Source organism: Shewanella aestuarii, assembly GCF_014647215.1.
Lineage (GTDB): Bacteria > Pseudomonadota > Gammaproteobacteria > Enterobacterales > Shewanellaceae > Shewanella > Shewanella aestuarii.
Window position 1 is genome coordinate 324,093 of record NZ_BMOT01000002.1, and the last position, 21,271, is coordinate 345,363.

Genomic DNA, 21,271 nt, shown 5'->3' on the forward strand with positions numbered 1-21,271 from the left:
AGAATTACTTTATATATGGCAAAACTTCTAAACTAGTGGCCAAATTCACTCATCCTCTTCAGTGTGATGAGTTTCTGGACATAAATGACCTGCTATTCCATGCAGTAGTATACTAAGCCTCGATTGGTCGGCATGTGCCATTGCCATATCTATTTTGCTGTGACCATATCCGGTACGGTATTTGTCTGCTTCTTCATGAAGGTCAGAAGCGGTCCTTGAACGGATATCAAAATTAGGTGCATCGTCCTTAGAAATATATGTATCAATATCAGTGAACAATTTCTCATCTGGCAACTCAAGGATGAGATTCAAGCATGCCAAACCACAACAAGCTGATTCTAAGGATGCCCTACCAGTCTGATATTTACCGACCTTACGTGCCCAGCTAAGAAGCAAGCTTCGAATTTCAAGAGCTTCGATATCACAACCAAGTTTATGTGCATCTACTGCGGATTCGAAGATATTATCTGCGATACGGAACGTTTCTAGATATTTTATTGTTTCTTCATCATCAGGAACCCAAGAAAGAACATTAATCAACCAAATGGCCGATTTTCTTAGTTTGTCTCTATGATGATCATCGCAAACATCCGAACAAGAAACGGCGAGGAGTAATTTTGTGATGTGTACAATCCAGTGGATTAAATCGAACGTAAGTTGAGATCTTTTCTCAATAGCCAGCAATAATAATTCTTTTTCAGTTTGATATAACCCATCTCCCCACTCCTCTATATGGCCAACAACTCGCAGTGCGGCCTCATCGCTGGGTTCTGCATTGGATAAAGCATTTGCTAGCTCCGTAAACCATGCCATTAAAGTATCGTTACTGGTTCCTGAATAGTAAGGCGCTAAGCTTGTGCTATGTACTCTTGTTGGCTGTGAATCCGGTATATTGAGGTATATTTCAGCAATCAGTTTTACATCAGCTCGAACCTCTTTGATTGCATAACTCACTTTCCATGACTCGCTTCTCAATAATTCAAAGGTCAGTCTTGCGAGCTGCTTTACTGCCACCTGAGTTACCGGCTGGTAATTTTTGTTAACTGCTCCTGTGCAAGCGATTAGCGCAATTTTCTCAGAGATAGTAGCGATGTACTCAGACTTGTCGTTATGTACGATTAGTCGACCTGCATTTCCGAGTAAGCTTACGCCCTCAATTAATACATCAGCCATATCATGAGGAATAACACTTTCTACTGCACTTGTCAGATAGCCAGACACTAGATGAGCATGAGACCGTGGTGCATGTACATCGCCGTATTCAATGGACAAATAAAGCTGTGTGAGCTGAAGTAGGCTGTGTAAATTTTGTTTTATGAATTGCTCATCTTTGCGTGAAACGCCTACTTGGATATTCTGCCGTAAATGTTCAAGTGTATTTGTTAGAAAATCATCAGATGCCAGCGAATTATCAAAAAAGTAACTGTTTGAGAAAAAGGTCTTTCCTTTTGTCTTAATATATAACGCATTAACTGCTACTATCCCATTAAGCGCAACCCGTGAAACATCATGGTCGCCTTGTTCAGCGTAGCGCCTTGAAAAGGCAATACAATAGAATATGGCCTGATCGGCTGATGATGTCCAGTTTGGATGTAGCTGAAAGTAAGTAACACGGTCCATATCGTACTTACTTCTTAATTCATCATCTTCTGCTCCACCATTTGCATTTTCTCGAAGTAGCGGTGTCGTTCGTTTTATTGCTCTATCCCATATTTTAAAATCTCTTTCCGTATCAGCGACCACAAGACCCAGTTGCATAGTAGGGCTAATCAAAGCAAGCGCTCTACGATACGCAAGTACAAATAACAATATAATTAGAAACGAACACCAGACTGTTGCTAATGTAGCGACGGATACCCAGGATTTATCTGGAATTAGTGAAAATGCTGTGATTATCAATGCCAATGAGAATGTAGAAGTAAATGCGCCAAGCAACTTTACGTCTGAACTAAACTTCCTGAACAAGCCATGCGGCATGCGCTCTACATTTACCTGCATAGCAAACATAATGAGTGAGAACGCAATCGCGGTAGCGCCGATCATGGCACCACCAAGTGAAAGGAATAGCGCCCTAATCGAATCTAGTCGTCCTGATTGGGAAAAATATGGTTCTAAATAATTTTGAAGCGCTGGAAAAGAGATTGCGCTTGCAATCATTAGCACTGCTAGAAAGAACAAGCCTAATCCGCCAGCATATTTAGACTTGAAATTGAAAAGCCAATTTTTCCCAAGATATAGATATTGCCAAGATTTGGCGTGCCAAAGCGACAATGACTCTTTTACATTTGATGTAATGGCAAGGGGTATTCGTCTTATCTTTTTCCAGTTCGATATGGCTTTATCGATCACAGTTTGGCGCTCCCTTTATTTAATGAAGCCTTTTAAAATCAATTCGTAGGGTAAGTAATTTTACAGGTTCATAATGTTAGTATCGGTAAGACACACAACGCCTCAAGAAGAGGTGCCGCTTGCGGAATCCTTCTTTCTTGAGTGGTTAGGTGTCGGTGCTTTATTTCTGTTGAATTCATCTGGATTTGATTGAACTATTTTGAATTTATATTCAGCTATAGTGTGGGTAAGTCTATGCAATAGTTTCTCTATCTTGTATATCTCTGTTTCTTCTAGATAAAGAGCTTCCTGGAATTGCTCAATAGGCATTCTTATATCATGGTCATCAAAAGGTTTAAAGGAATACGTTATATATTCCATTTGCTCCTCATCTGAATGACTTACCACTTTGTCCCTTAACCTTATGAGCTTATCTTTCAGCTCACATTCTTCTGTGGTGAATTCAAAGCCAATCGCCAATAAATCTAGCTGCTCCCGTCCTCTTCCTGTTTTGAAAGGGCGAGCAAATGAAACAATTAATGTAGTTTCAAAACATCTAAATCTTCTAAGATCAACTTTATTGTATTTCTTTTCATACTCACACTCTTCTATTAGGAAAGTTAAAGCCGACAGTGCTTGCTGAAAGTCCCATCCTGAATAGATGATTCTGTGTGAAATTGAGCAAATCCCTTTATTCATATTTATTCATCCTAAAAGCACCTAACAGCTTATTGATTAGCAGCAGGATAACCTCCTGCTTTCTTGTAAGTTTCCTCGTCAAAGTATTACTTTTAAGTGTTTGTTGTAAATATACAATTTAGCAAAAACACAAATTTAGTGGGTCAGAGTAAACTTTATAAAAAGTTGGTAGGCACATGTTATTGAATGGCTTTTTCTTCCTTAAATGGTCCGCACGATGATTGTGTTCGTGCTAACCCGACTTTGTCCTTAACATCTCATACTGTAATCCACTTTATAGCTTTAATTCAATGTTTTAATAAAAGTTATCTTGAGTATGTTAAGTAAGCCTATTACTTCAATTTAAGTCATTACCTGCCGTGTTTATCCGCTAAATTTTCGCAGCTTCGATTTGACTATATTCGTAACTAAAAGAAACAAATTCTTCCTGACTCAATTTGAATTGAGACCATCGAGAAAAGGTCGTGAGCTTGGCATGGATGCCAAACTAGCTTTCGTTAGGCCAGGGTCACTCTTTGGCATCCTTGCCACCGTGACATTTGTAAATCCATTTACTTCAGATACCTATCGTAAGCGTTAGGGAGATTTTGTATTAGCCGACAATGACCTAAGCAAGCTACAAATGAAGTTTAAAGCTGGATCATTCCCCATCGAAAATATGCGCTTTTCAGCATTTTTCGTCTGGTGTGGGCGAAGCGCCACGACGTTAGTGGCCGCAGACCATCTCCAAATAAACCTTTGGGGTAAAACCAAGTCAGCGTTTTAAAATAATCTTTTTCCATTCAATCTTTAAACCCCGCTGGTTGGGCTAAATGTGTTGAATCTAGCTTATTGATTACAAATCTCATTCTGAGTTGGGATTCAATATTACAATCATCATCATTATTAAATAGCAGCCTAAGCTAATGCGCTAAGGTCGAATTAATGTTAAATTATTGAATTGTTTACCTATGTATTTGTAGGTACTTTTGAGCAACAAAATCCTCATGACTCTCATGGAAGAGTTAATAAGTGAATAAATTGGAGTTTATAAATGAATAAAATGGCAGTTGCAGTGGCAATACTCGCCGTGGGTGCAGGTGGATATTATTTTAGCCAGCAATCTAACACAGTCGCGTTAAATCCAATTTTGGATTATGTCCCTGCAGATACCTTAGCGTTTTCCGGGCAATTAACTCCTTTTCCAATTAAAGATTATCTTTATAGCACCGCAGGAAATGCTCAGGGGTATTCGATTGAGCAGTTGAATGAGTTAACTGATTTTACTGAGCCACACGAAAAGTTTTTTCTTAGCTTATATAAACAGTATTTGAGTTTGATGACTGACCCAGATACGCTTGTTGCGCATTATGGTCTGCCAGATGAAATGCAAAGTTATGCTTATACCCTTGGCGCACTGCCTGTGATGAAGCTGCAACTTGCCGATGCAAAGGCTTTTTGGCGCGAGTTAGACCGCGCAGAACAAGAAAGCGGCTTAGTTCATACTAGCGCCACCATAGCCGGACTTGAATACCGTGCATATCGCATAACCGGTGCCGATTCAGAAGAGACTGTGGATGTTGTTTTTGCTGAAAATCAAGGCTGGCTAACCATTACGTTAAACACCTCGCTTAACCAAGCCGAATTGTTAGAAACGGCGCTTGGCGCGAAAAAGGTGGTTAATCCTATCTCTGCGACCACTATTTTAGACGACATTGCCAAGCAGCATCACTTTACTCAAGACAGCATTAGTTTTGTTAACCATGTTGAGTTAATCAAGGGAATAACTACTGTCGATGGCAACATGCTTGCAAAGCAGATTACCCAATTAGCCTCATTACAAGATGATAATCCGTTTGCAGAGTTGCACAGTGAGCAATGCAAAACAGAGTTAATGGCAATAGCCAATAACTGGCCAAGAACCGTGATGGGGTTTAATTCTTATTCGGTTTCTCGTGAAGAAAGTGCATTTGATGCGCGTGTGGTGATTGAGAGCAAAAATGCGGTTATTCTTAATGCTCTGACCAAAATGCGCGGCTTTATCCCTGATTTTGGTGCAGATGCGGCAAATCATATTTTATCCGTAGGGCTGGGTATGGATGTGGCGCAGCTAGCGCCTTCGCTAAACGCCGTTTGGAAAGACTTAACCACGCCAACATATCAATGCCAAGCATTAGCTGAAAGTCAGTATGCATTGACAGAGTTTAACCCTGCGATGGTTGGCATGATGACAGGTATGGCCAATGGCGTTAAAGGCTTAAACTTAACCGTAATGGATTACCAACTAAAGGATGCTGATGGTTCTCCAGCATTTGATAAATTAGATGCATTGGTGAGCTTGTCTGCCGAAAACCCAGCCATGCTAGTGGATATGGTTAAGCCTTTTTACCCACCGCTAGCACAGGTTAATTTGGCTGTGGATGGCGATGCCGTTGATGTGACGTCATTACTCATGTTGCCTCCTGAGTTTGGTGTACAAGCTAAAATGGCGATTAGGGGACAACATTTAGTGTTGTTTACTGGTGATGCGGCACAAAGCTTAGCTGATCAATTAGCGAAACAACCGCTGGTTGCCAATGGTCTTGTTAACTTCACCGCGGATTATGAAAAAATGTTTTCGCCATTAATCACTATGATTGAACAAAGTGGTGAGCAAGTACCTGAAGAATTATCAATGATGAAAGACTACAACATGCGCATGCAAATGACGGTTGATATTAATAGTCAAGGTATTGAAATTGGCTCTAAAATGAGCTCAAAAGCACCTAAATAACCTCAACTTTGGTTAAGTAACGGCTGTAAAAATAAAAAACCTAGAACAGTGTTCTAGGTTTTTTTGTACTAAATGATGGTTCATTACAGTAAATCGTTTAACGCCAAGCCAATGCCAATGCGTTGATTATGTTGATTATAATCAATTAAACTTTCACCATAGCCGTTAAAGTATTGCGCATATACGCGCAAGTTACCCACAATCGGGTAACTGTAGGTAAACTCAAATGCACCTTTGTTATCAGATGATAAGTTGTTACGCAGTAGCATCATAAATCTATGTTTATCTAGTCCATACACGCCGGTTAATTCAAAATGCCCCATGTAGTCATTAATATCTGGGTTGTCATCACCACGTGAATCGGTAGGAAAGGCTTTTTCATCTTCAGGTAAGCGCCACCAAGCTTTTAAGCCTAATGCAAAAGGGCCTCGGTCAAATATCATGTTGCCATAAATGCGGTTCCAGCTTCGTGATAATGGATCCGTTTGTCCATTAGACTGATGAACCATACCCACACCCCAAAAAGAGTTTGTTAGCCCTGCAATTTCCCAGTCATTATTAAATAACATGAACACTTCGGGTTCATGGTTGGTTTCTCTAAAGGGAGAAGAAACATCCTTATTGTAAACTTGCCAGTAGGATTGATTGGTATAAGCAAAAAATAAATGCCCATTGTCACCAAACACATTATACCAAATTGGAAATTTGAAGCTGATTTGGAATTTAGCTTCCATTTCATCAACTTCAACCTCTTGATTAGGGTACTTCTCTTTAAATGGCTCATTGTTAGGGCGTGTTTGATAAGTGACCGGTAAGATGTAGTTAGCTTTATGCGGGGTGATGACAAAAGGTCTGTCAGATGTGGCCAGTTCATCTTTAACTCGCTCATCTAATAGTGAGTCTTCGGCGTGCAAAAATGAAGAGAAAGTACATATAACTACAGGTAGCAACATTATAAATTGTTTCGGATTCATTAATTTTGGCTCACTAAAATGTGGTTATTATGTTGCTATTGTAAGCAGAATCTTGATGTTAAAACACATGCTTTTTATTTTTTAAGCCAGATGGAAAAAAACTCCCCGACTCTTATATAGCTAAATGGAATAAAAACTAACTATTTACTATTGTATATGGAATATATAAACCGCTATATTTGATGCTAATCAAAGAATACGAGGTAAGTGTGATGGAATTAGTATCAATGCCAGGCCAGCAAGCAAAAGGCAAAGTGTGGTTGGTGGGCGCAGGCCCAGGCGATATTGAGCTATTGACCGTTAAAGCTTATCGTATTCTTAAGCAAGCTGATGTGGTGCTTTATGACGCATTAGTGAGTCAGGATATACAAGATTTAATTCCACACGGCGCTGAAAAAATTGCCGTAGGCAAACGCGCGGGTAAGCACAGTGCGAGTCAAGATGAAATCAATCAGTTACTGGTGACTAAAGCCTATACCCGTAAAAATGTCGTGCGTTTAAAAGGTGGCGACCCGTTTATTTTTGGCCGAGGCGGTGAAGAATTACAAACCTTAGTTGAAGCTGGGGTTGCATTTGAAGTGGTGCCTGGTATCACTGCCGCAAGTGGCACGTCCGCTTATGCGGGTATTCCGTTAACGCATCGTGATCATGCCCAAGGAGTGACATTTATTACTGGTCATTGCCAATTGGCTAGTCGTCCTATGGATTGGCAGGGTTATGCGAATCCAAATAATACATTAGTGGTTTACATGGGTATTTTAAATGCCGATGTGATCAGTAAAGGTTTGATCAATGCGGGCCGTGGTGCAGACACCCCGGTGGCGATAGTGTCGAAAGCGACAACTCAAGATCAGCAGCGTTTTATTGGCACACTTGGCGAACTTGGACAATTAGCAGCCGATCCTGCTTTAGAGATGCCTGCGTTGATGATCATTGGTGAAGTGGTATCACTTGCCGATTCGCTGAATTGGTTTCAGCCGCAATCAACCCAAGAAAACGCAACAGTTAACCAAGGTGCTGTTTCAGTTAACGCACTGTAATACGAATTAAATTAATGGATCGCAACAGCGATTCACCCTTAATTAGCAAACGGAGATCCATCATGGCAGGTCGTTCATTAAGCCATTTACAACAACTTGAAGCGGAAAGCATTCAAATCATTCGTGAAGTTGCCGCTGAGTTTGATAACCCTGTGATGCTTTACTCAATAGGTAAAGACTCTTCAGTGATGCTGCACTTAGCACGTAAGGCTTTTTATCCAGGAAAAATTCCTTTCCCACTATTGCATGTCGATACGGGTTGGAAATTTAAAGAAATGATCCAGTTCCGTGATGCACAGGCTAAAGCATTTGGCTTTGAGTTGTTAACGCATACCAATCAAGAAGGTGTTGAGCAGGGCGTAGGCCCGTTTACCCATGGTAGCGCTAAGCACACAGACATAATGAAAACTCAGGCTTTAAAGCAAGCGTTAAACCAATATGGTTTTGATGCTGCGTTTGGTGGTGCACGCCGTGATGAAGAAAAATCTCGTGCTAAAGAACGTGTTTACTCATTCCGTGATAAACATCACCGCTGGGATCCTAAAAACCAACGTCCAGAGTTATGGCGTACCTATAACGGTGCGGTAAATAAAGGCGAAAGTATTCGTGTTTTCCCATTATCAAACTGGACTGAGTTAGATATTTGGCAATATATCTATCAAGAAAACATTGAAATTGTACCGCTCTATTTTGCTGCAGACCGTCCGGTAGTGAATAAAGGTGGTCAGCTGATCATGAAAGATGATGACCGCTTACCGTTAGAAGCCGGCGAAGAAATTACCACTGAGCGTGTGCGATTTAGAACATTAGGGTGTTACCCTCTGACCGCCGCGATGCATTCAGACGCAGATAGCCTTGAAAAAATTATCGAGGAAATGCTGTTAACTCGCTCAAGTGAACGCCAGGGCCGACTGATCGATTCAGATCAAAGTGCGTCAATGGAACAGAAAAAGCGTCAAGGTTACTTCTAGCCATTGTGGCAAAACAAGGTCAGTAACCAGATTGATAAACTCGAATTGAGTGAGAAAGAATATGAATCAAGCAGTAAATAACACTACCCGTATGGCCGCTGAAATTCTCGAGCACGGCGTAAAGCAATATTTAGCTCTTCAACAAAATAAAGGTCTGTTACGCTTCTTAACCTGTGGCAGTGTTGATGACGGTAAAAGTACCTTAATTGGTCGTTTACTCCATGACAGTGCGCAAATTTATGAAGATCAGTTAGCGAGCTTAAAAAGCGATAGCGCCAAAATGGGTACCACAGGCGAAGCCATTGATTTAGCGCTTTTAGTTGATGGTTTACAGGCGGAACGCGAACAAGGCATCACCATTGATGTGGCTTACCGTTATTTCTCAAGTGAAAAGCGTAAGTTCATCATTGCCGACACACCGGGTCACGAGCAATACACTCGCAACATGGCAACAGGTGCATCTACCTGTGATCTAGCCGTTATTTTGGTTGATGCTCGTTATGGCGTACAAACCCAAACTAAGCGTCATGCTTTTATCGCATCTTTGTTAGGTTTACGTCACTTTGTGGTTGCCGTGAACAAGATGGATTTAGTCGGCTTCGACGAAAAAATATTTAACCAAATTCAGGCAGACTTTGCTGATTTTGTGAAAGATTTTGGCGATTTAGACATTCACTATGTGCCGTTATCAGCCTTAAATGGCGACAACGTGGTTAACCGCAGTAGCCAAAGTGATTGGTATACAGGCGGTACTTTACTTGAATTACTTGAAACGATTGATACACAGCGTGAGTTAAGTGAATTGCCAGTACGTTTTCCTGTGCAATATGTGTTGCGTCCAAATCTCGATTTTCGTGGGTTTTCAGGCACATTATCTTCAGGCGTCCTGAAAGTCGGCGATGAAGTGGTGGCATTACCTTCGAATAAACGCAGCAAAGTTGAACGCATTGTCACTTTTGATGGCGATTTAGCTGAAGCGGTAGCTGGCCAAGCTGTGACTATCACCTTAGAAGATGAAATTGACATTTCTCGCGGTGATTTATTGGCAAAACCCGAAAGTGCCCCAAGTCTTGCTAATCATATTGTTGCTGATTTAGTGTGGATGGATGAAAAGCCATTACAAATTGGTCAGCTTTATGACGTAAAAGTGGCCGGTAAGAAAACCCAAGCTGTTGTGAGTGAAATTGAATATATCACTGATGTGAATACGCTTGAGCGCAGTGCTGCAACCTCATTGAGTTTAAATACTATTGCTCGTGTGAAGCTAGATTTAACCGAAACGGTAGTATTAGATGCTTATAGCTTAGTGCGTGATACTGGCGGCATGATCTTAATCGATCGCTTATCTAATGCCACTGTAGCAGCAGTGATGGTCGTTGATGGCTATCAAGGTCAAAAGCAAGTGAGCAATGAGTTCAGCCCATTTGAACTTGAGTTTAATGCGCTAGTTCGCAAGCATTATCCACACTGGAATGCCCGCGATATTAGTTTGCTTGGAAAATAATCTATGAGCGAAATGTGGCTGTTAGCGATCATATTGTTAGCAATGGTAGGCGGTCTGATAGCAGGGGCCGCCAAACCTGCCACAATGTTTTCTATGGCACTATTAAGTGCCTATTTATTAGGATTAGTTGAACTTAATCAAGCGTTAATGAGCTTTACTAACAATGGGTTAATTGTTTTGGTTTTGCTGGTGCTTGCCGCTACAGCACTAGAAAAAACTTGGCTTATCGGTAAATTAAGTCAAGTCATTGGGAAAGGTAGCTTATTTAGCACTCTGGCAAAAATGGGGATATCAACGGCAATATTATCCTCGTTTACCAATAACACTGCGGTAGTGGCATCGTTAATTGGGGTCGTTAGGCGTAATCAAGCCCATGCGCCATCAAAGTTATTACTGCCATTAAACTATGCCGCCATTTTAGGCGGAACATTAACCTTGATTGGTACCTCAACCAACCTGATTGTTAACTCATTTGTGGAAAACGCAGGCCTTAAACCCCTGGGCTTTTTTGAGTTTACCCAAGTTGGTATTTTGGTGGTCATAACTGGCTTATTGATTTTAATGTTACTGGCAAATACCTTACCCGACCGCCGTGAAGAAAACCAAGATGAGGCTTTACCTTATCTGCTAGAAGCCCATGTTGCTAAAAACTCACAGTTGGTTGGACACAGTGTGGTTGATAACCGTCTGCGTGCACTGAAAAAATTGTACTTAGTTGAGTTAGAGCGTAGCGGAATTCGTATTTGCCCAGTGCCACCTAATATGGTGATTCAAGCTGGCGATATGCTGCGATTTAGTGGTGCGGTTGAATCTGTCGAGTTATTACATCAGTTTGATGGACTTGAATGGTTTGGCAAACAACATGCTAAGGGGCAAAACCTGGTTGAAGCCGTATTAGGACCCTCGTCTAAATTAGTCGGCACCACCCTAAAGGACGCGCGTTTTCGTGAGCTTTATGATTCGGCTGTTATGGCCATTCGTCGTGGACATGCACCCCTTAAGGGCGGTTTGGGCGATATCGTTTTGCAGCCTGGAGATGTGTTACTGATAACCCCTGGTGATCGCTTTAGCCATAGCCCTAATTTAAGTACCGATTTTGCTGCGATCAGCGGTTTAGATTTAAATGTGCGTTTAGATGATAAGCGCAGTAACTGGGTCATTTTAGGCTTCGTGTTGACCATATTAGCTAGCGTTACCGAGTTAGTCCCTTTGGCGAAAGGGTTAGTGGTTTTATTGCTGAGCTACTTTGCCATTGGTGCGGTGAGTTTATCGGAATTAAAACGTCGTTTCCCGCTTGAATTAGTCGTGATTGTCGGCAGCGCTCTGTGTTTGGCGACCTTGATGATTGACACAGGTTTAGCCAAAAATTTAGCTGATGGTGTCATTAGTGTTTTTAATGGTTATGGGGTGTTTGCAGCATTTGTTGGAGTGTTTTTCATCACTTTGGTTGTGACGGAATTAATCACCAATAATGCCGCAGCAGCACTGGCATTCCCAGTTGCTTATGCTGTTGCTACCAGTTATGGCGTTGATCCACGGCCATTTATTATGGCGGTGGTATTTGGTGCCAGTGCCAGCTTTATATCTCCCTATGGTTATCAAACTAACTTAATGGTGTATAACGCTGGAAATTATAAATTGTCTGATTTTGTGCGAGTCGGTCTGCCTTTATCTGTGGTGTATTCACTGACCGTCATCTTTGCTGTGCCGTATTTCTTTCCATTTTAAGCATCATGAAAAGTTGGGCAAACGTTAACTTACCTCCTCTTTGCACCGCGGTAGAGGTTAAGAATTGCATTTTAGTTGTTATATGTCGTGTCGAGTTATGGCATAAAAGGAGTAGTTATGACTGATATCGTTTGGCATCAGCATGAAATAGATCAAGCCGCTCGTGGGCGTCAAAAGAATCAAAACCCAGTGTTATTATGGTTTACTGGCTTATCAGGCTCAGGTAAGTCAACACTTGCTGGGGCATTAGAGCATGCGTTATTTGAAGCTGGTTTTCATACTTATTTGCTTGATGGTGATAATGTTCGTCATGGCTTATGTAAAGACTTAGGTTTTAGCCTGGACGATCGTGATGAAAATTTGCGCCGTGTTGGTGAAGTCGCCAAGTTGATGGTTGATGCAGGGCTAGTTGTGCTTTCTGCGTTTATTTCACCCACTCGTGCCGAGCGTGAGCGGGTAAGAAAGTTATTCCCAGAAGGTAAATTCATTGAAGTGCATGTTTCGACACCTTTGAGTGTGTGTGAATCTCGTGATCCTAAAGGCTTGTATGCCAAAGCGCGTAAAGGTGAAATTGCTCACTTTACCGGGATCTCATCACCCTATGAAGATCCCGACTCAGCAGAGTTAACCATAGATACCAGCAAAGGCGATTTAGCCACCCAAGTACAAGCTTTAGTCGATTATTTGAGTGCGCTACAGGTGATTGATGGCGAAAAAATGGTCGCAGGTTTAGGGATTTAAACGTATCGGTGTGATTGATTTCACACCGATAATTATCAATTTATTGAGTTTTAAGTAAGCTTATGGCCGATGGTAATGATGTTAAGCCATACTCACTTAAAATGTTTTTTATGCGTTCAATAAATTTTGGCTTATGTTGGCGAACAACATGATAAACCTGAAAGCATTTGATAATGTTTTCCTCGGTTAACTGTTTTTCTGCTGCATAAGTCGCTGCGAGATAACAACGGATCATAAAGCAGTCTATGATAAGTTGTTGAAATACTTGTTCAGGATCATGTTCTGCGTGCATAGGGAAATGGTTATGGAACATTGAATAAAGAATGAATTTAGTAAATAGTTCAGAGTGATCCGTTAGTTGTGTTTCTACTTCGGTGTTCCAAATCCCATTAATCCCCTCAATTGAGTAATCATTTTGTTCGTTACACAAGGCGGTAATGGCGTTGTTAATCGATTCAAACCTAGGCCGTGTACTTCGTGAGTGCATGGTACACAATGCATCATGTATGGCTACAAACGTGTGTTTTTGAGGCAGTGATGTATATGGAATCGTGTTGAATTGTTCAGAAATCATGCCCATTTTCGACATGCTGAGCAATTGGTTATAACGCACCTCTAATTGCTCGATGTTAGCTTTATTGGTACGCACTTCGTCACTGGTTTTTACAAGTAGCCCGATAGCTAAAAACGATTCTTGCCAATTTAATCCTGAATTTAATAATAGATCTAAACTGTATTCATAGGTTTTTTCTAACCATTCAGGGCTGGGAGGGTTAACCGTTTTATTGCCACTCGCGTTAGCCGAAAACTGAAAGGCATTGTCATCAAATAACACTATACGTGCCACTTCAGGGCAAGATAAATACAGGCTTTGATACTTATCTGGACCAATAAACTGATCCCTTTTAGGATATGTTTTACAGGTATGGCTTAGGGCTTTCTCGCCCGCTTTGGCATGAATGTTACACAGTTTTTGTGGTGTTAAAAAAGGGCAAGCGCCATTTTTATCTAAATTGACTATCGCCCATGAGCTTTCACTGTCTTTGGTTTCATATAAAGCAAATTTGGCAACATCAGCTAAGTATTTATTTTTCAGTGTTTTTTTATAGCTTTGTTTATCAAAAGTAATCATCCAATCATTACAGCAACTATCTGCGCATTTAGGCCCAATACAACTGAATAAACTGACATAACTAGGCTTGATTGTAAGGTTTTCCATGCGAATCCTTTTGAGTGGTTATATCAATATTTGATTATTCATTTAGGCCTAAATAGTGTATTAAATCAATACTTGATTTAATACACGTTGCCAATTACCTCCCATAATACGATCACGATCCGATGATTTAAAGCGGGCTTTTTTTAAGGCATCGTCAATGCGGCTCATGCGTTCAATGGTGTTTAATTCTGGGATCACCACATGTTTAGGTTCCACATCAAAACCGAGTACATTTTTAGCCCGCAAACTGTGCCACCAATCTAAGTACTCTTTAACCCCTTCGGCATTATCATTATTGAGCTTTAATAGGTTCTCTTGGCCACGTAGTGGATAATCATTGGCAATGGCAACACTGTCTACGCCTGCAATTCTGACCACATGATCTATCTGCTTAATGTAATCGTTAATGGTTGGAACAGGGCGATTGGTTAGCCAAAAGCTCATCATGAAAATACCAAATACACCACCGGTATCAGCGATAGCACGGATCACTTCGTCAGGTGAACAGCGAGCATGATTGACAATGCTTCTGACTGCGCCGTGGCTTTGCACTATCGGGCTTTTGCTGGCCTTGGCGGTATCAAGAGCGGTTTTGGGACTGGAGTGGCTGACATCTATCAGCATATGACGATGGTTTAGCGCTTCGATTAACTCATGTCCCGCGGGCGTCAAGGGGAGGTTCAGTCCTGCTTTACCATTGTTATCGAGTGCGCCACCGGCAAAACGATTACCGTAATGGTGGGTTAATTGTAATACGCGTAAACCTTGTTGTTTAAATTCTTCTAATTGCTGCCAATTGGTTTGACTACTGTCATCTTCAACACAATCCGCACCTTGAATTTGAAAAAATACCGCAGTCCGTTTTGAGTCAAATGCTCTGCTAATATCTAATCCACTTTGCCCTTGTAAATAGACTTCAGGGTTGGCGTCGACAATCGCTTTCGCGGCTTTAATGCTTTTGATGCAGGCGTTGTAACTGCGTTTGTAATTAGTGGTGCCATCAGCTTGTTTTATGGCTTCAATGTCGGATATGTCGGCAATAAATGCACTGAGTTGAGAGGCTTTTACATCATTAATATCTTTGGGTAAAAAAGATAAGCCATCGATAAACAAGGGGCGGTGATCAACGGCCCAGGCATGTTGGCTGACAAATGGACTACATAACGCTGCTGCGCCAAGGCCTTTAAGTAATTTACGGCGGGTGAGCAAGTCATGTGACATTAACTGTGTATCCTTTTAATTTGTCTTGGTTGCGTAACTTTTAATGGCCTGCGATAAGGCATGTAATCCATTGGTACGCGATGGGCTTAACTGTCCGTTTAACCCTAAGTTTTCAAAATAGGCGACCACATCAAATTGGGCTATTTCATTGCGGGTTCGTCCCTGTGTTGCCGCAAGCAATAAACCAATCAGTCCTTTGACTATACGTGCATCGCTGTCGGCCAAATAAAAATGTTGTCCATCAATTTGTTGATGGTACAACCATGCTTGGCTTTCGCAGCCTTTTACCTGAGCGTCTTGATGGCGGAATTCATCCGCTAAGTTTGGCAGTTTTTTGCCTAATAACATTATTTGGCGGTATTTCTCTTGCCAGTTTGTGGCTTGTTCTATCAGTTTAGCGCCGTTGATCACGTCGTCTGATAAGGGTAAGAACAGGGTTACATCTGGTTGTGGCATGGCGTTGATAGTCATGTTTGGCCTTACAATAAAATGGATTTTACTTCAGCAAGTGCGTTAATAAAGCGATCAATATCTTGCTGATTGCTATATATCCCAATAGAGGCTCTACAACAGCCTTTTATCTGCAAACTTTGCATCAACGGCATGGCGCAATGATGACCGCCGCGGATCGCCACGCCTTGCTGATCTAATAAAATGCCCACATCTTGATGGTGTTCATCAGCCAGATTAAACGCCACAGCCCCAATATTGTCATTGTTGGGCCTTACACCATATACGCTAATATCGCCCAATTGGCTTAACTGTTGCTGAAGATAGTGAATTAATTGCTGTTCATGCTGATGAATAAGCGTTTGAGGTAATTCAGCTAAAAAGGTGATGGCGGCGCCTAACCCAATGACGGCTGCTATGGCAGGAGTGCCCGCTTCTAACCTATTGGGGAGTTCACCGTAGGAGGTACCATCAAAGCTGACGGTTTTGATCATCTCTCCGCCAGTAAGCATAGGGGTTAATTTTTCTAACGCATCAAGCTTGCCGTAAAGTATGCCTACGCCGGTTGGACCATACATTTTATGGCCTGAAAAAACATAGTAATCACAATCAATTGATTGCACATCGACGTTAAGATGCGCCACAGCTTGTGCCCCATCAATTAAGGTCATGGCGCCGACATTATTGGCTTTGGCAACCATGGCTTTGACGGGGTTAATGGTGCCCATGGCATTGGTCACATGGGACAGCGCGACTAGCTTTGGCGCTTGGGTTAATAACGCGTCATAAGCACTATGATTAATGCAACCGTCTGAGTCTAACGGGATTGGGATTACATTCGCACCGGTGCGTTTTGCAAGGGCTTGCCAGGGCACAATATTCGCATGATGAGCTGCGCCATCGACCAGAATCACATCACCCGCTTTGAATAAGTCGGTTAATCCGTGAGCCACCATATTGATGGATTCAGTTGTCCCATGAGTAAACACAATTTGCTGGGTTGTGGCGGCATTAATAAAGCCCTGCACCTGGACGCGAACCTGTTCATATTGCAGTGTTGCCTTTGCGGCTAATTGATGTGCGGCGCGGTGGACGTTGGCATTATCAAGCTGATAATAGTGGTTCATCGCATCAATAACAGATTGTGGTTTTTGGCTGGTGGCAGCCGTATCTAAATAACACAGAGGGTTATCGCCTAGCTGTTGTTGTAGCGCAGGAAATTGGCTTCGTATGGCTTGATGATCAAATTGGCAGTCGGTCATTCGCTTAACACTCATTAAAAAGGCATCAAGATCTTCAATGATATTGATGCCTAATGCAAGGTTAACCTAATTTAAGCCTATTTATGGGCAAGGGAATCGGTACAAATTAGCCAGTTCATCTAATCGAGTTGCGATTTCGTCAGACAATATGACTTTATGGCTGTCTATATTCTCTTTCAACTGATGTAGGTTTGTTGCGCCGATGATATTTGATGCCACAAATTGACGAGAGTTAACAAAAGCCAATGCCATTTGCGCAGGACTTAAGCCAAACTCTCTGGCTAAATCAACGTAAGCTTGAGTGGCTTCGAGTGCCATTGGGGTGCTGTTGTAACGCGCAAAACGCTTATGAATGGTTAATCTTGCACCTTCTGGCCATTGATCATGTTCATATTTACCGGTTAAGGCACCAAAGGCTAATGGCGAGTAGGGTAACAAGGGCACATTTTCACGCTGGCTAATTTCAGACATGCCAATTTCAAAACTACGATTCAGTAAGTTATACGGGTTTTGTATGCTCACAATACGCGGTAAATCGTGTTTCTCGGCTAAACGCAGGTATTGCATAAAACCCCAAGGCGTTTCGTTTGAAATACCGATATAACGCACTTTCCCTTGCTTGATCACTTCAGCCAAGGCTTCAAGTGTTTCTAAAATGGGGGTGTAATGTTCTTTCTCATTATGGCTGTACATCATATCGCCAAAGAAATTGGTATTTCTATCTGGCCAATGCACCTGATATAAGTCGATAGTGTCGATTTGCATGCGGGAGAGTGAGTCTTCTACCGCTTGATGAATGTTACGCCAGTTCAATGCCATGTTTGGGCGAATATAATCACCTTTAAGACCTGGCGCGGCCACTTTACTGGCAATAATGAGTTCATCACGGTTGCCTTGCGCTTTTAGGTAGCGCCCTAAAATACGCTCAGTTTCACCTTGTGTTTCTGCCGTTGGCGGCACGGGATACATTTCAGCGGTATCAATAAAGTTAATACCTTGACCGATGGCGTAGTCTAATTGTTCGAATGCTTCTGACTCAGTATTCTGTTCACCCCAAGTCATGGTACCTAAACAGATCTTGCTAACTTCTAGGCTTGAATGCCCAAGACGTCGATATTCCATATCATCCTCCTGATGGAAACCCTTGCTTTGAGGCTATCAAGCTTTGCACAGATTGCAAAGGTTATTGATTCATCAGTAAATGTGTTGCTTAAAAAACAAGCTAAACCTTTTAGGTTTCAAATGAGTATGGCGAGGTATAGCAAATGCAAACCGATTAAAGTGTTTTTATCATCGCGATTTCACAGGCGTCATGTCCTGTTTCACCTAAGTGTTGGCAGCGATCAAATCCCAGTGTGTTATATAAGGCTAAGGCTTCAACCAATACCGCGGTGGTTTCTAAATAGATTTGTATAAAGCCCTGTTTTTTAGCAAACTCAAAGGCTAAATTAGACAGCGTTTTAGCCAGTCCTTTACCGCGCACCTCAGGTAAAAAATACATTTTTTGCAATTCACAAATTGAAGTCTGTCCTGCTAGAGGCGCCACACCTGCGCCACCAATAATCTTGCCATCGAGTTCAATAACCCAATAACAAGCACGATCGCTACTATACACTTGGCTTAAAGTATCTAAGGTTTTGTCTGCCACACTAAACCCTTTATCTGGGGTTAGCCCATATTCTGCTGACACTAAGCGGATCACTTTGGCGATCCCAGCATCATCATTGGCGGTTAATCGTCTAATTACTGGTGACGCTGAAGACATAATGAGTTACTCAACAAGGGATAATGTGAATTATTCAGCAAAAAATGCTGGATTGATAAAAGGCGCCATGGCTAACACTATGGCTTGAGTATAAATACTGCCACGGGTAGCTAAGCCCTGGGTAAGCAATCCAATTGCGCCGCCTTTTTGTTTAATATTCTCAGTGTTAAACAGTCTGTCCATGACATGACCCAGCTCTTCTCCCCCTTCGAGTGCTTGAAAGACTTTTGGCGGTAAAGGTAACAATGCGCTGCGGCCAATGCTTAATTTACCTTGATGAATAATGGCCATGTAAGCAAAAGTGGCAGCACCATGCTCAAATTGATCCACTCCACCTTCCATAGCAATATAAAAACTGGCAGGTTGATGATGCTCAATCGCGTATTGTTGACAAAATTTAGCGCGATTAATTGCACCTAATTTGGTTTCGGCTTCGGTCATAGGTTGCTCAGCAACTAAAGACGGGGCATGCATTCCGTGGCACTCAATATGAGCATCTGGAAAATACAGAGCGATAGCATCGCGCGCAGCGCCAATTTTTACAGGATTATTGGAGCCGACTAGAATTGAAATAGGTTGTTGTGTCATATGATGCGTTTTACTGATTGTACTGATGTAAATATAAGCGTCATCATAGCAGAAGTGTATAAATGAAATGAGTGAAAAGTCGTAACTGTTAGTGTTTTTGACTTATGATGGCAAACAACAATTTATTCTCTATTATATAAAACAATCACTTAACTTTTGGCGCGTGAATTGCTTGGTATAAACTATCAACCCTGCATCATTAAGATGAGCTGCGATAAATTATCCCCAGCTATTTATCGTTTTGATGCCATTAGCCAATTAAATCAACAAGGATGAGCAACATGGCCACCATGAAAACCAAATTAGTATTAGTGGGCGCAGCTACCGCGCTATTAGTGATGTATACCGATGTATTTAATGTGTCATATAGCATTGCCAGTGATCTTGAACAAAAGCAGCGAGTATTGAGCCTAGATACCAACGATATTGAACAGCTTATCGCTGAAACCGGTGCAGGTATGCTAATCATTAAAGGTGATGAAAATGCCGATAAAATTACTGTCAGTGCCGAAGTGTTCGCCGAGGACGATAGCGACGTGACTTTAAGCCTAGTTAAATCGGGCTCCCAGGCAAAATTAATTGCTCAGGTAGAGCAAGATTCGAGCTGGAGTGGCTCGGATTCGCCACGTATTGATGTGACCTTGACGGTGCCGAAAAGCTTAAAAATGGATATCACCGACGGTTCCGGGTCTATCGATATTCAAGGGATGAATGCCGATATTACCCTTACCGATGGCTCAGGTAGTATCAGCTTAGATGGCGCCAAGCAGCTAAGTATTAAAGATGGTTCTGGCAGTATTCACGCAAGTAATGTACTGGGAAGTGTCAGCATAAAAGATGGTTCGGGCAGTATTGAACTGACTGATGTGGATGGAAATGTCGACATCAAAGATGGCTCAGGCAGTATGACAGTGCAGCGAGTGTCTGGATTGGTAACCATAGATGACGGTTCAGGCAGTATCAATGTTGATTATGCCAAAGGATTAACGATTCATAGCGCGGGCTCTGGCGCTGTTAATTATCAACATATCGAGGGTGAAGTTAACCTGTAAACTGTATTCATCGCGACAGTATGGCGGTCATTTTTGCTGAGGTTTACCCAGGACTCGTCTGATAAGCGATAGACTGAATTTGGTGGGCATGGCATGATCGCCCTTTGGGACTTATTGAGAGTTAACATCACAGATGGCAAAGAAGTTTTATGTAGTGTGGCAAGGACACAAACCAGGTATTTACACAACCTGGGATGAAGCCAAACGTCAGGTTGATAAGTTTTCTGGTGCAAAGTATAAATCGTTTCCAACTGAAGCAGAGGCAAAAGCGGCTTTTGCTCAATCGGCTAATAAAGCGATTTTTTCGGCTCAGGTTTCTGCCAGTAAAAGCGCTGCTAATAAAGGTGCTAAACCAGTAACATCTGCCAATAACACTGTGGCGGAACATCAACCTGAGGCACTATGTGAATTTGATCTTGTGCTATACACAGATGGCGGCTGCGATCCTAACCCCGGTAAAGCCGGTTCAGGTGTTGCTGCATATTGTAACGGTAAACTGTCAAACTTATGGTATGGGTTGTTCAATCCCAATGGCACTAATAACACCGCTGAGTTGAATGCCTTATATGAAGCGATCAAAATGGCAGCGATCGCATTGAATGATAATTTAACCGTGCGAATTTACAGTGATTCGCAATATTCGATTAATTGTATTAGTAATTGGGCCTATGGTTGGAAAGCCAAAGGTTGGACTCGCAAAGGTGGTGAAATTGCCAATTTGGCACTGATTAAACAGGCCCATGACTTGTATGATCAATATAAAGATCGTTTCGATATTGTACACGTAGCAGCCCACGTGGGTATTGAAGGCAATGAGCTGGCCGATAGAATGTCTATTTATGCGGTTGATCAGCAACAAAGGGATTTCGTCGAGTACCCGCAACCTATCAATTTAGCGGCAATTATGGCGATGCGCGCAGGTTAAATCAGTTAAGTCACTGATAATATAAAACGGGCCTAATGGCCCGTTATGTTTT

At 41.9% G+C, this 21,271-nt stretch carries 18 protein-coding genes; 8 read left to right on the forward strand and 10 right to left on the reverse strand.

The window, feature by feature from the left end; all coding sequences use genetic code 11:
- Positions 1 to 45 precede the first annotated feature (45 nt).
- Entirely contained in the window at positions 46 to 2,349 is a 2,304-nt protein-coding gene (locus IEY03_RS05280) for a DUF2254 family protein (RefSeq protein WP_188840307.1), read from the reverse strand.
- A gap of 102 nt (positions 2,350 to 2,451) precedes the next feature.
- Entirely contained in the window at positions 2,452 to 3,027 is a 576-nt protein-coding gene (locus IEY03_RS05285) for a hypothetical protein (RefSeq protein WP_188840308.1), read from the reverse strand.
- A gap of 1,033 nt (positions 3,028 to 4,060) precedes the next feature.
- Between IEY03_RS05285 and IEY03_RS05290 the strand changes: the two genes are divergently transcribed.
- Positions 4,061 to 5,779, forward strand: a complete 1,719-nt coding sequence (locus IEY03_RS05290) for a hypothetical protein (protein WP_188840309.1) — start codon at positions 4,061 to 4,063, stop codon at positions 5,777 to 5,779.
- An 83-nt stretch (positions 5,780 to 5,862) separates the two neighbouring features.
- Here IEY03_RS05290 and IEY03_RS05295 read toward each other — a convergent pair whose 3' ends face one another.
- The gene (locus tag IEY03_RS05295; RefSeq protein WP_188840310.1) at positions 5,863 to 6,753 is read right to left on the reverse strand and encodes a phospholipase A; all 891 of its coding nucleotides are present in this window, start codon (positions 6,751 to 6,753) and stop codon (positions 5,863 to 5,865) included.
- 212 nt (positions 6,754 to 6,965) lie between these two features.
- On the opposite strand from IEY03_RS05295, the gene cobA reads away from it, so the two are divergent.
- From cobA to cysC, 5 genes are all read left to right on the forward strand, one after another.
- A complete protein-coding gene (gene cobA, locus IEY03_RS05300; protein WP_188840311.1) occupies positions 6,966 to 7,793 on the forward strand; it encodes a uroporphyrinogen-III C-methyltransferase in 828 nt (275 codons plus the stop codon).
- A gap of 62 nt (positions 7,794 to 7,855) precedes the next feature.
- Entirely contained in the window at positions 7,856 to 8,764 is a 909-nt protein-coding gene (gene cysD / locus IEY03_RS05305; RefSeq protein WP_188840312.1) for a sulfate adenylyltransferase subunit CysD, read from the forward strand.
- A 61-nt stretch (positions 8,765 to 8,825) separates the two neighbouring features.
- Entirely contained in the window at positions 8,826 to 10,268 is a 1,443-nt protein-coding gene (gene cysN / locus IEY03_RS05310) for a sulfate adenylyltransferase subunit CysN (protein ID WP_188840313.1), read from the forward strand.
- A 3-nt stretch (positions 10,269 to 10,271) separates the two neighbouring features.
- Entirely contained in the window at positions 10,272 to 11,996 is a 1,725-nt protein-coding gene (locus IEY03_RS05315) for an SLC13 family permease (RefSeq protein WP_188840314.1), read from the forward strand.
- A gap of 117 nt (positions 11,997 to 12,113) precedes the next feature.
- Positions 12,114 to 12,737 carry an adenylyl-sulfate kinase gene (cysC, locus tag IEY03_RS05320; protein WP_188840315.1) on the forward strand — a complete coding sequence of 208 codons (624 nt, stop codon included), beginning with the start codon at positions 12,114 to 12,116 and terminating at the stop codon, positions 12,735 to 12,737.
- Between the two features lie 40 nt (positions 12,738 to 12,777).
- Here the strand turns inward: cysC and fliB are convergent, their stop codons facing one another.
- The 7 genes from fliB to yjjX all read right to left on the reverse strand — a co-directional run bounded on the left by fliB (position 12,778) and on the right by yjjX (position 19,242).
- Positions 12,778 to 13,956 (reverse strand): flagellin lysine-N-methylase, encoded by a 1,179-nt coding sequence (fliB, locus tag IEY03_RS05325; RefSeq protein ID WP_188840316.1) that lies wholly within the window; start codon positions 13,954 to 13,956, stop codon positions 12,778 to 12,780.
- A 60-nt stretch (positions 13,957 to 14,016) separates the two neighbouring features.
- Positions 14,017 to 15,177: a membrane dipeptidase gene (locus tag IEY03_RS05330; RefSeq protein ID WP_188840317.1), complete on the reverse strand. Its 1,161-nt coding sequence runs from the start codon at positions 15,175 to 15,177 to the stop codon at positions 14,017 to 14,019.
- Positions 15,178 to 15,192: 15 nt separating this feature from the next.
- Complete coding sequence (locus IEY03_RS05335) at positions 15,193 to 15,648, reverse strand: SufE family protein (protein WP_229778197.1); 456 nt, start codon at positions 15,646 to 15,648, stop codon at positions 15,193 to 15,195.
- A gap of 8 nt (positions 15,649 to 15,656) precedes the next feature.
- Positions 15,657 to 16,904: an aminotransferase class V-fold PLP-dependent enzyme gene (locus tag IEY03_RS05340; protein ID WP_188840318.1), complete on the reverse strand. Its 1,248-nt coding sequence runs from the start codon at positions 16,902 to 16,904 to the stop codon at positions 15,657 to 15,659.
- A 66-nt stretch (positions 16,905 to 16,970) separates the two neighbouring features.
- A complete protein-coding gene (locus tag IEY03_RS05345; protein ID WP_188840319.1) occupies positions 16,971 to 18,011 on the reverse strand; it encodes an NADP(H)-dependent aldo-keto reductase in 1,041 nt (346 codons plus the stop codon).
- 154 nt (positions 18,012 to 18,165) lie between these two features.
- Positions 18,166 to 18,654 (reverse strand): GNAT family N-acetyltransferase, encoded by a 489-nt coding sequence (locus IEY03_RS05350; RefSeq protein WP_188840320.1) that lies wholly within the window; start codon positions 18,652 to 18,654, stop codon positions 18,166 to 18,168.
- Positions 18,655 to 18,684: 30 nt separating this feature from the next.
- Complete coding sequence (gene yjjX / locus IEY03_RS05355; RefSeq protein ID WP_188840321.1) at positions 18,685 to 19,242, reverse strand: inosine/xanthosine triphosphatase; 558 nt, start codon at positions 19,240 to 19,242, stop codon at positions 18,685 to 18,687.
- 281 nt (positions 19,243 to 19,523) lie between these two features.
- Between yjjX and IEY03_RS05360 the strand changes: the two genes are divergently transcribed.
- The gene (locus IEY03_RS05360; protein WP_188840322.1) at positions 19,524 to 20,294 is read left to right on the forward strand and encodes a DUF4097 family beta strand repeat-containing protein; all 771 of its coding nucleotides are present in this window, start codon (positions 19,524 to 19,526) and stop codon (positions 20,292 to 20,294) included.
- Positions 20,295 to 20,427: 133 nt separating this feature from the next.
- Positions 20,428 to 21,219 carry a ribonuclease H1 domain-containing protein gene (locus IEY03_RS05365; RefSeq protein WP_188840323.1) on the forward strand — a complete coding sequence of 264 codons (792 nt, stop codon included), beginning with the start codon at positions 20,428 to 20,430 and terminating at the stop codon, positions 21,217 to 21,219.
- Positions 21,220 to 21,271 lie beyond the last annotated feature (52 nt).

What these genes read in the sequence shown, in the direction of transcription:
- IEY03_RS05285 (WP_188840308.1), bottom strand. Translation starts at nt 3,027, where the DNA reads ATGAATAAAGGGATTTGCTCAATTTCACACAGAATCATCTATTCAGGA.
- IEY03_RS05290 (WP_188840309.1), top strand. Translation starts at nt 4,061, where the DNA reads ATGAATAAAATGGCAGTTGCAGTGGCAATACTCGCCGTGGGTGCAGGT.
- IEY03_RS05295 (WP_188840310.1), bottom strand. Translation starts at nt 6,753, where the DNA reads ATGAATCCGAAACAATTTATAATGTTGCTACCTGTAGTTATATGTACT.
- cobA (WP_188840311.1), top strand. Translation starts at nt 6,966, where the DNA reads ATGGAATTAGTATCAATGCCAGGCCAGCAAGCAAAAGGCAAAGTGTGG.
- cysD (WP_188840312.1), top strand. Translation starts at nt 7,856, where the DNA reads ATGGCAGGTCGTTCATTAAGCCATTTACAACAACTTGAAGCGGAAAGC.
- cysN (WP_188840313.1), top strand. Translation starts at nt 8,826, where the DNA reads ATGAATCAAGCAGTAAATAACACTACCCGTATGGCCGCTGAAATTCTC.
- IEY03_RS05315 (WP_188840314.1), top strand. Translation starts at nt 10,272, where the DNA reads ATGAGCGAAATGTGGCTGTTAGCGATCATATTGTTAGCAATGGTAGGC.
- cysC (WP_188840315.1), top strand. Translation starts at nt 12,114, where the DNA reads ATGACTGATATCGTTTGGCATCAGCATGAAATAGATCAAGCCGCTCGT.
- fliB (WP_188840316.1), bottom strand. Translation starts at nt 13,956, where the DNA reads ATGGAAAACCTTACAATCAAGCCTAGTTATGTCAGTTTATTCAGTTGT.
- IEY03_RS05330 (WP_188840317.1), bottom strand. Translation starts at nt 15,177, where the DNA reads ATGTCACATGACTTGCTCACCCGCCGTAAATTACTTAAAGGCCTTGGC.
- IEY03_RS05335 (WP_229778197.1), bottom strand. Translation starts at nt 15,648, where the DNA reads ATGACTATCAACGCCATGCCACAACCAGATGTAACCCTGTTCTTACCC.
- IEY03_RS05340 (WP_188840318.1), bottom strand. Translation starts at nt 16,904, where the DNA reads ATGAGTGTTAAGCGAATGACCGACTGCCAATTTGATCATCAAGCCATA.
- IEY03_RS05345 (WP_188840319.1), bottom strand. Translation starts at nt 18,011, where the DNA reads ATGGAATATCGACGTCTTGGGCATTCAAGCCTAGAAGTTAGCAAGATC.
- IEY03_RS05350 (WP_188840320.1), bottom strand. Translation starts at nt 18,654, where the DNA reads ATGTCTTCAGCGTCACCAGTAATTAGACGATTAACCGCCAATGATGAT.
- yjjX (WP_188840321.1), bottom strand. Translation starts at nt 19,242, where the DNA reads ATGACACAACAACCTATTTCAATTCTAGTCGGCTCCAATAATCCTGTA.
- IEY03_RS05360 (WP_188840322.1), top strand. Translation starts at nt 19,524, where the DNA reads ATGGCCACCATGAAAACCAAATTAGTATTAGTGGGCGCAGCTACCGCG.
- IEY03_RS05365 (WP_188840323.1), top strand. Translation starts at nt 20,428, where the DNA reads ATGGCAAAGAAGTTTTATGTAGTGTGGCAAGGACACAAACCAGGTATT.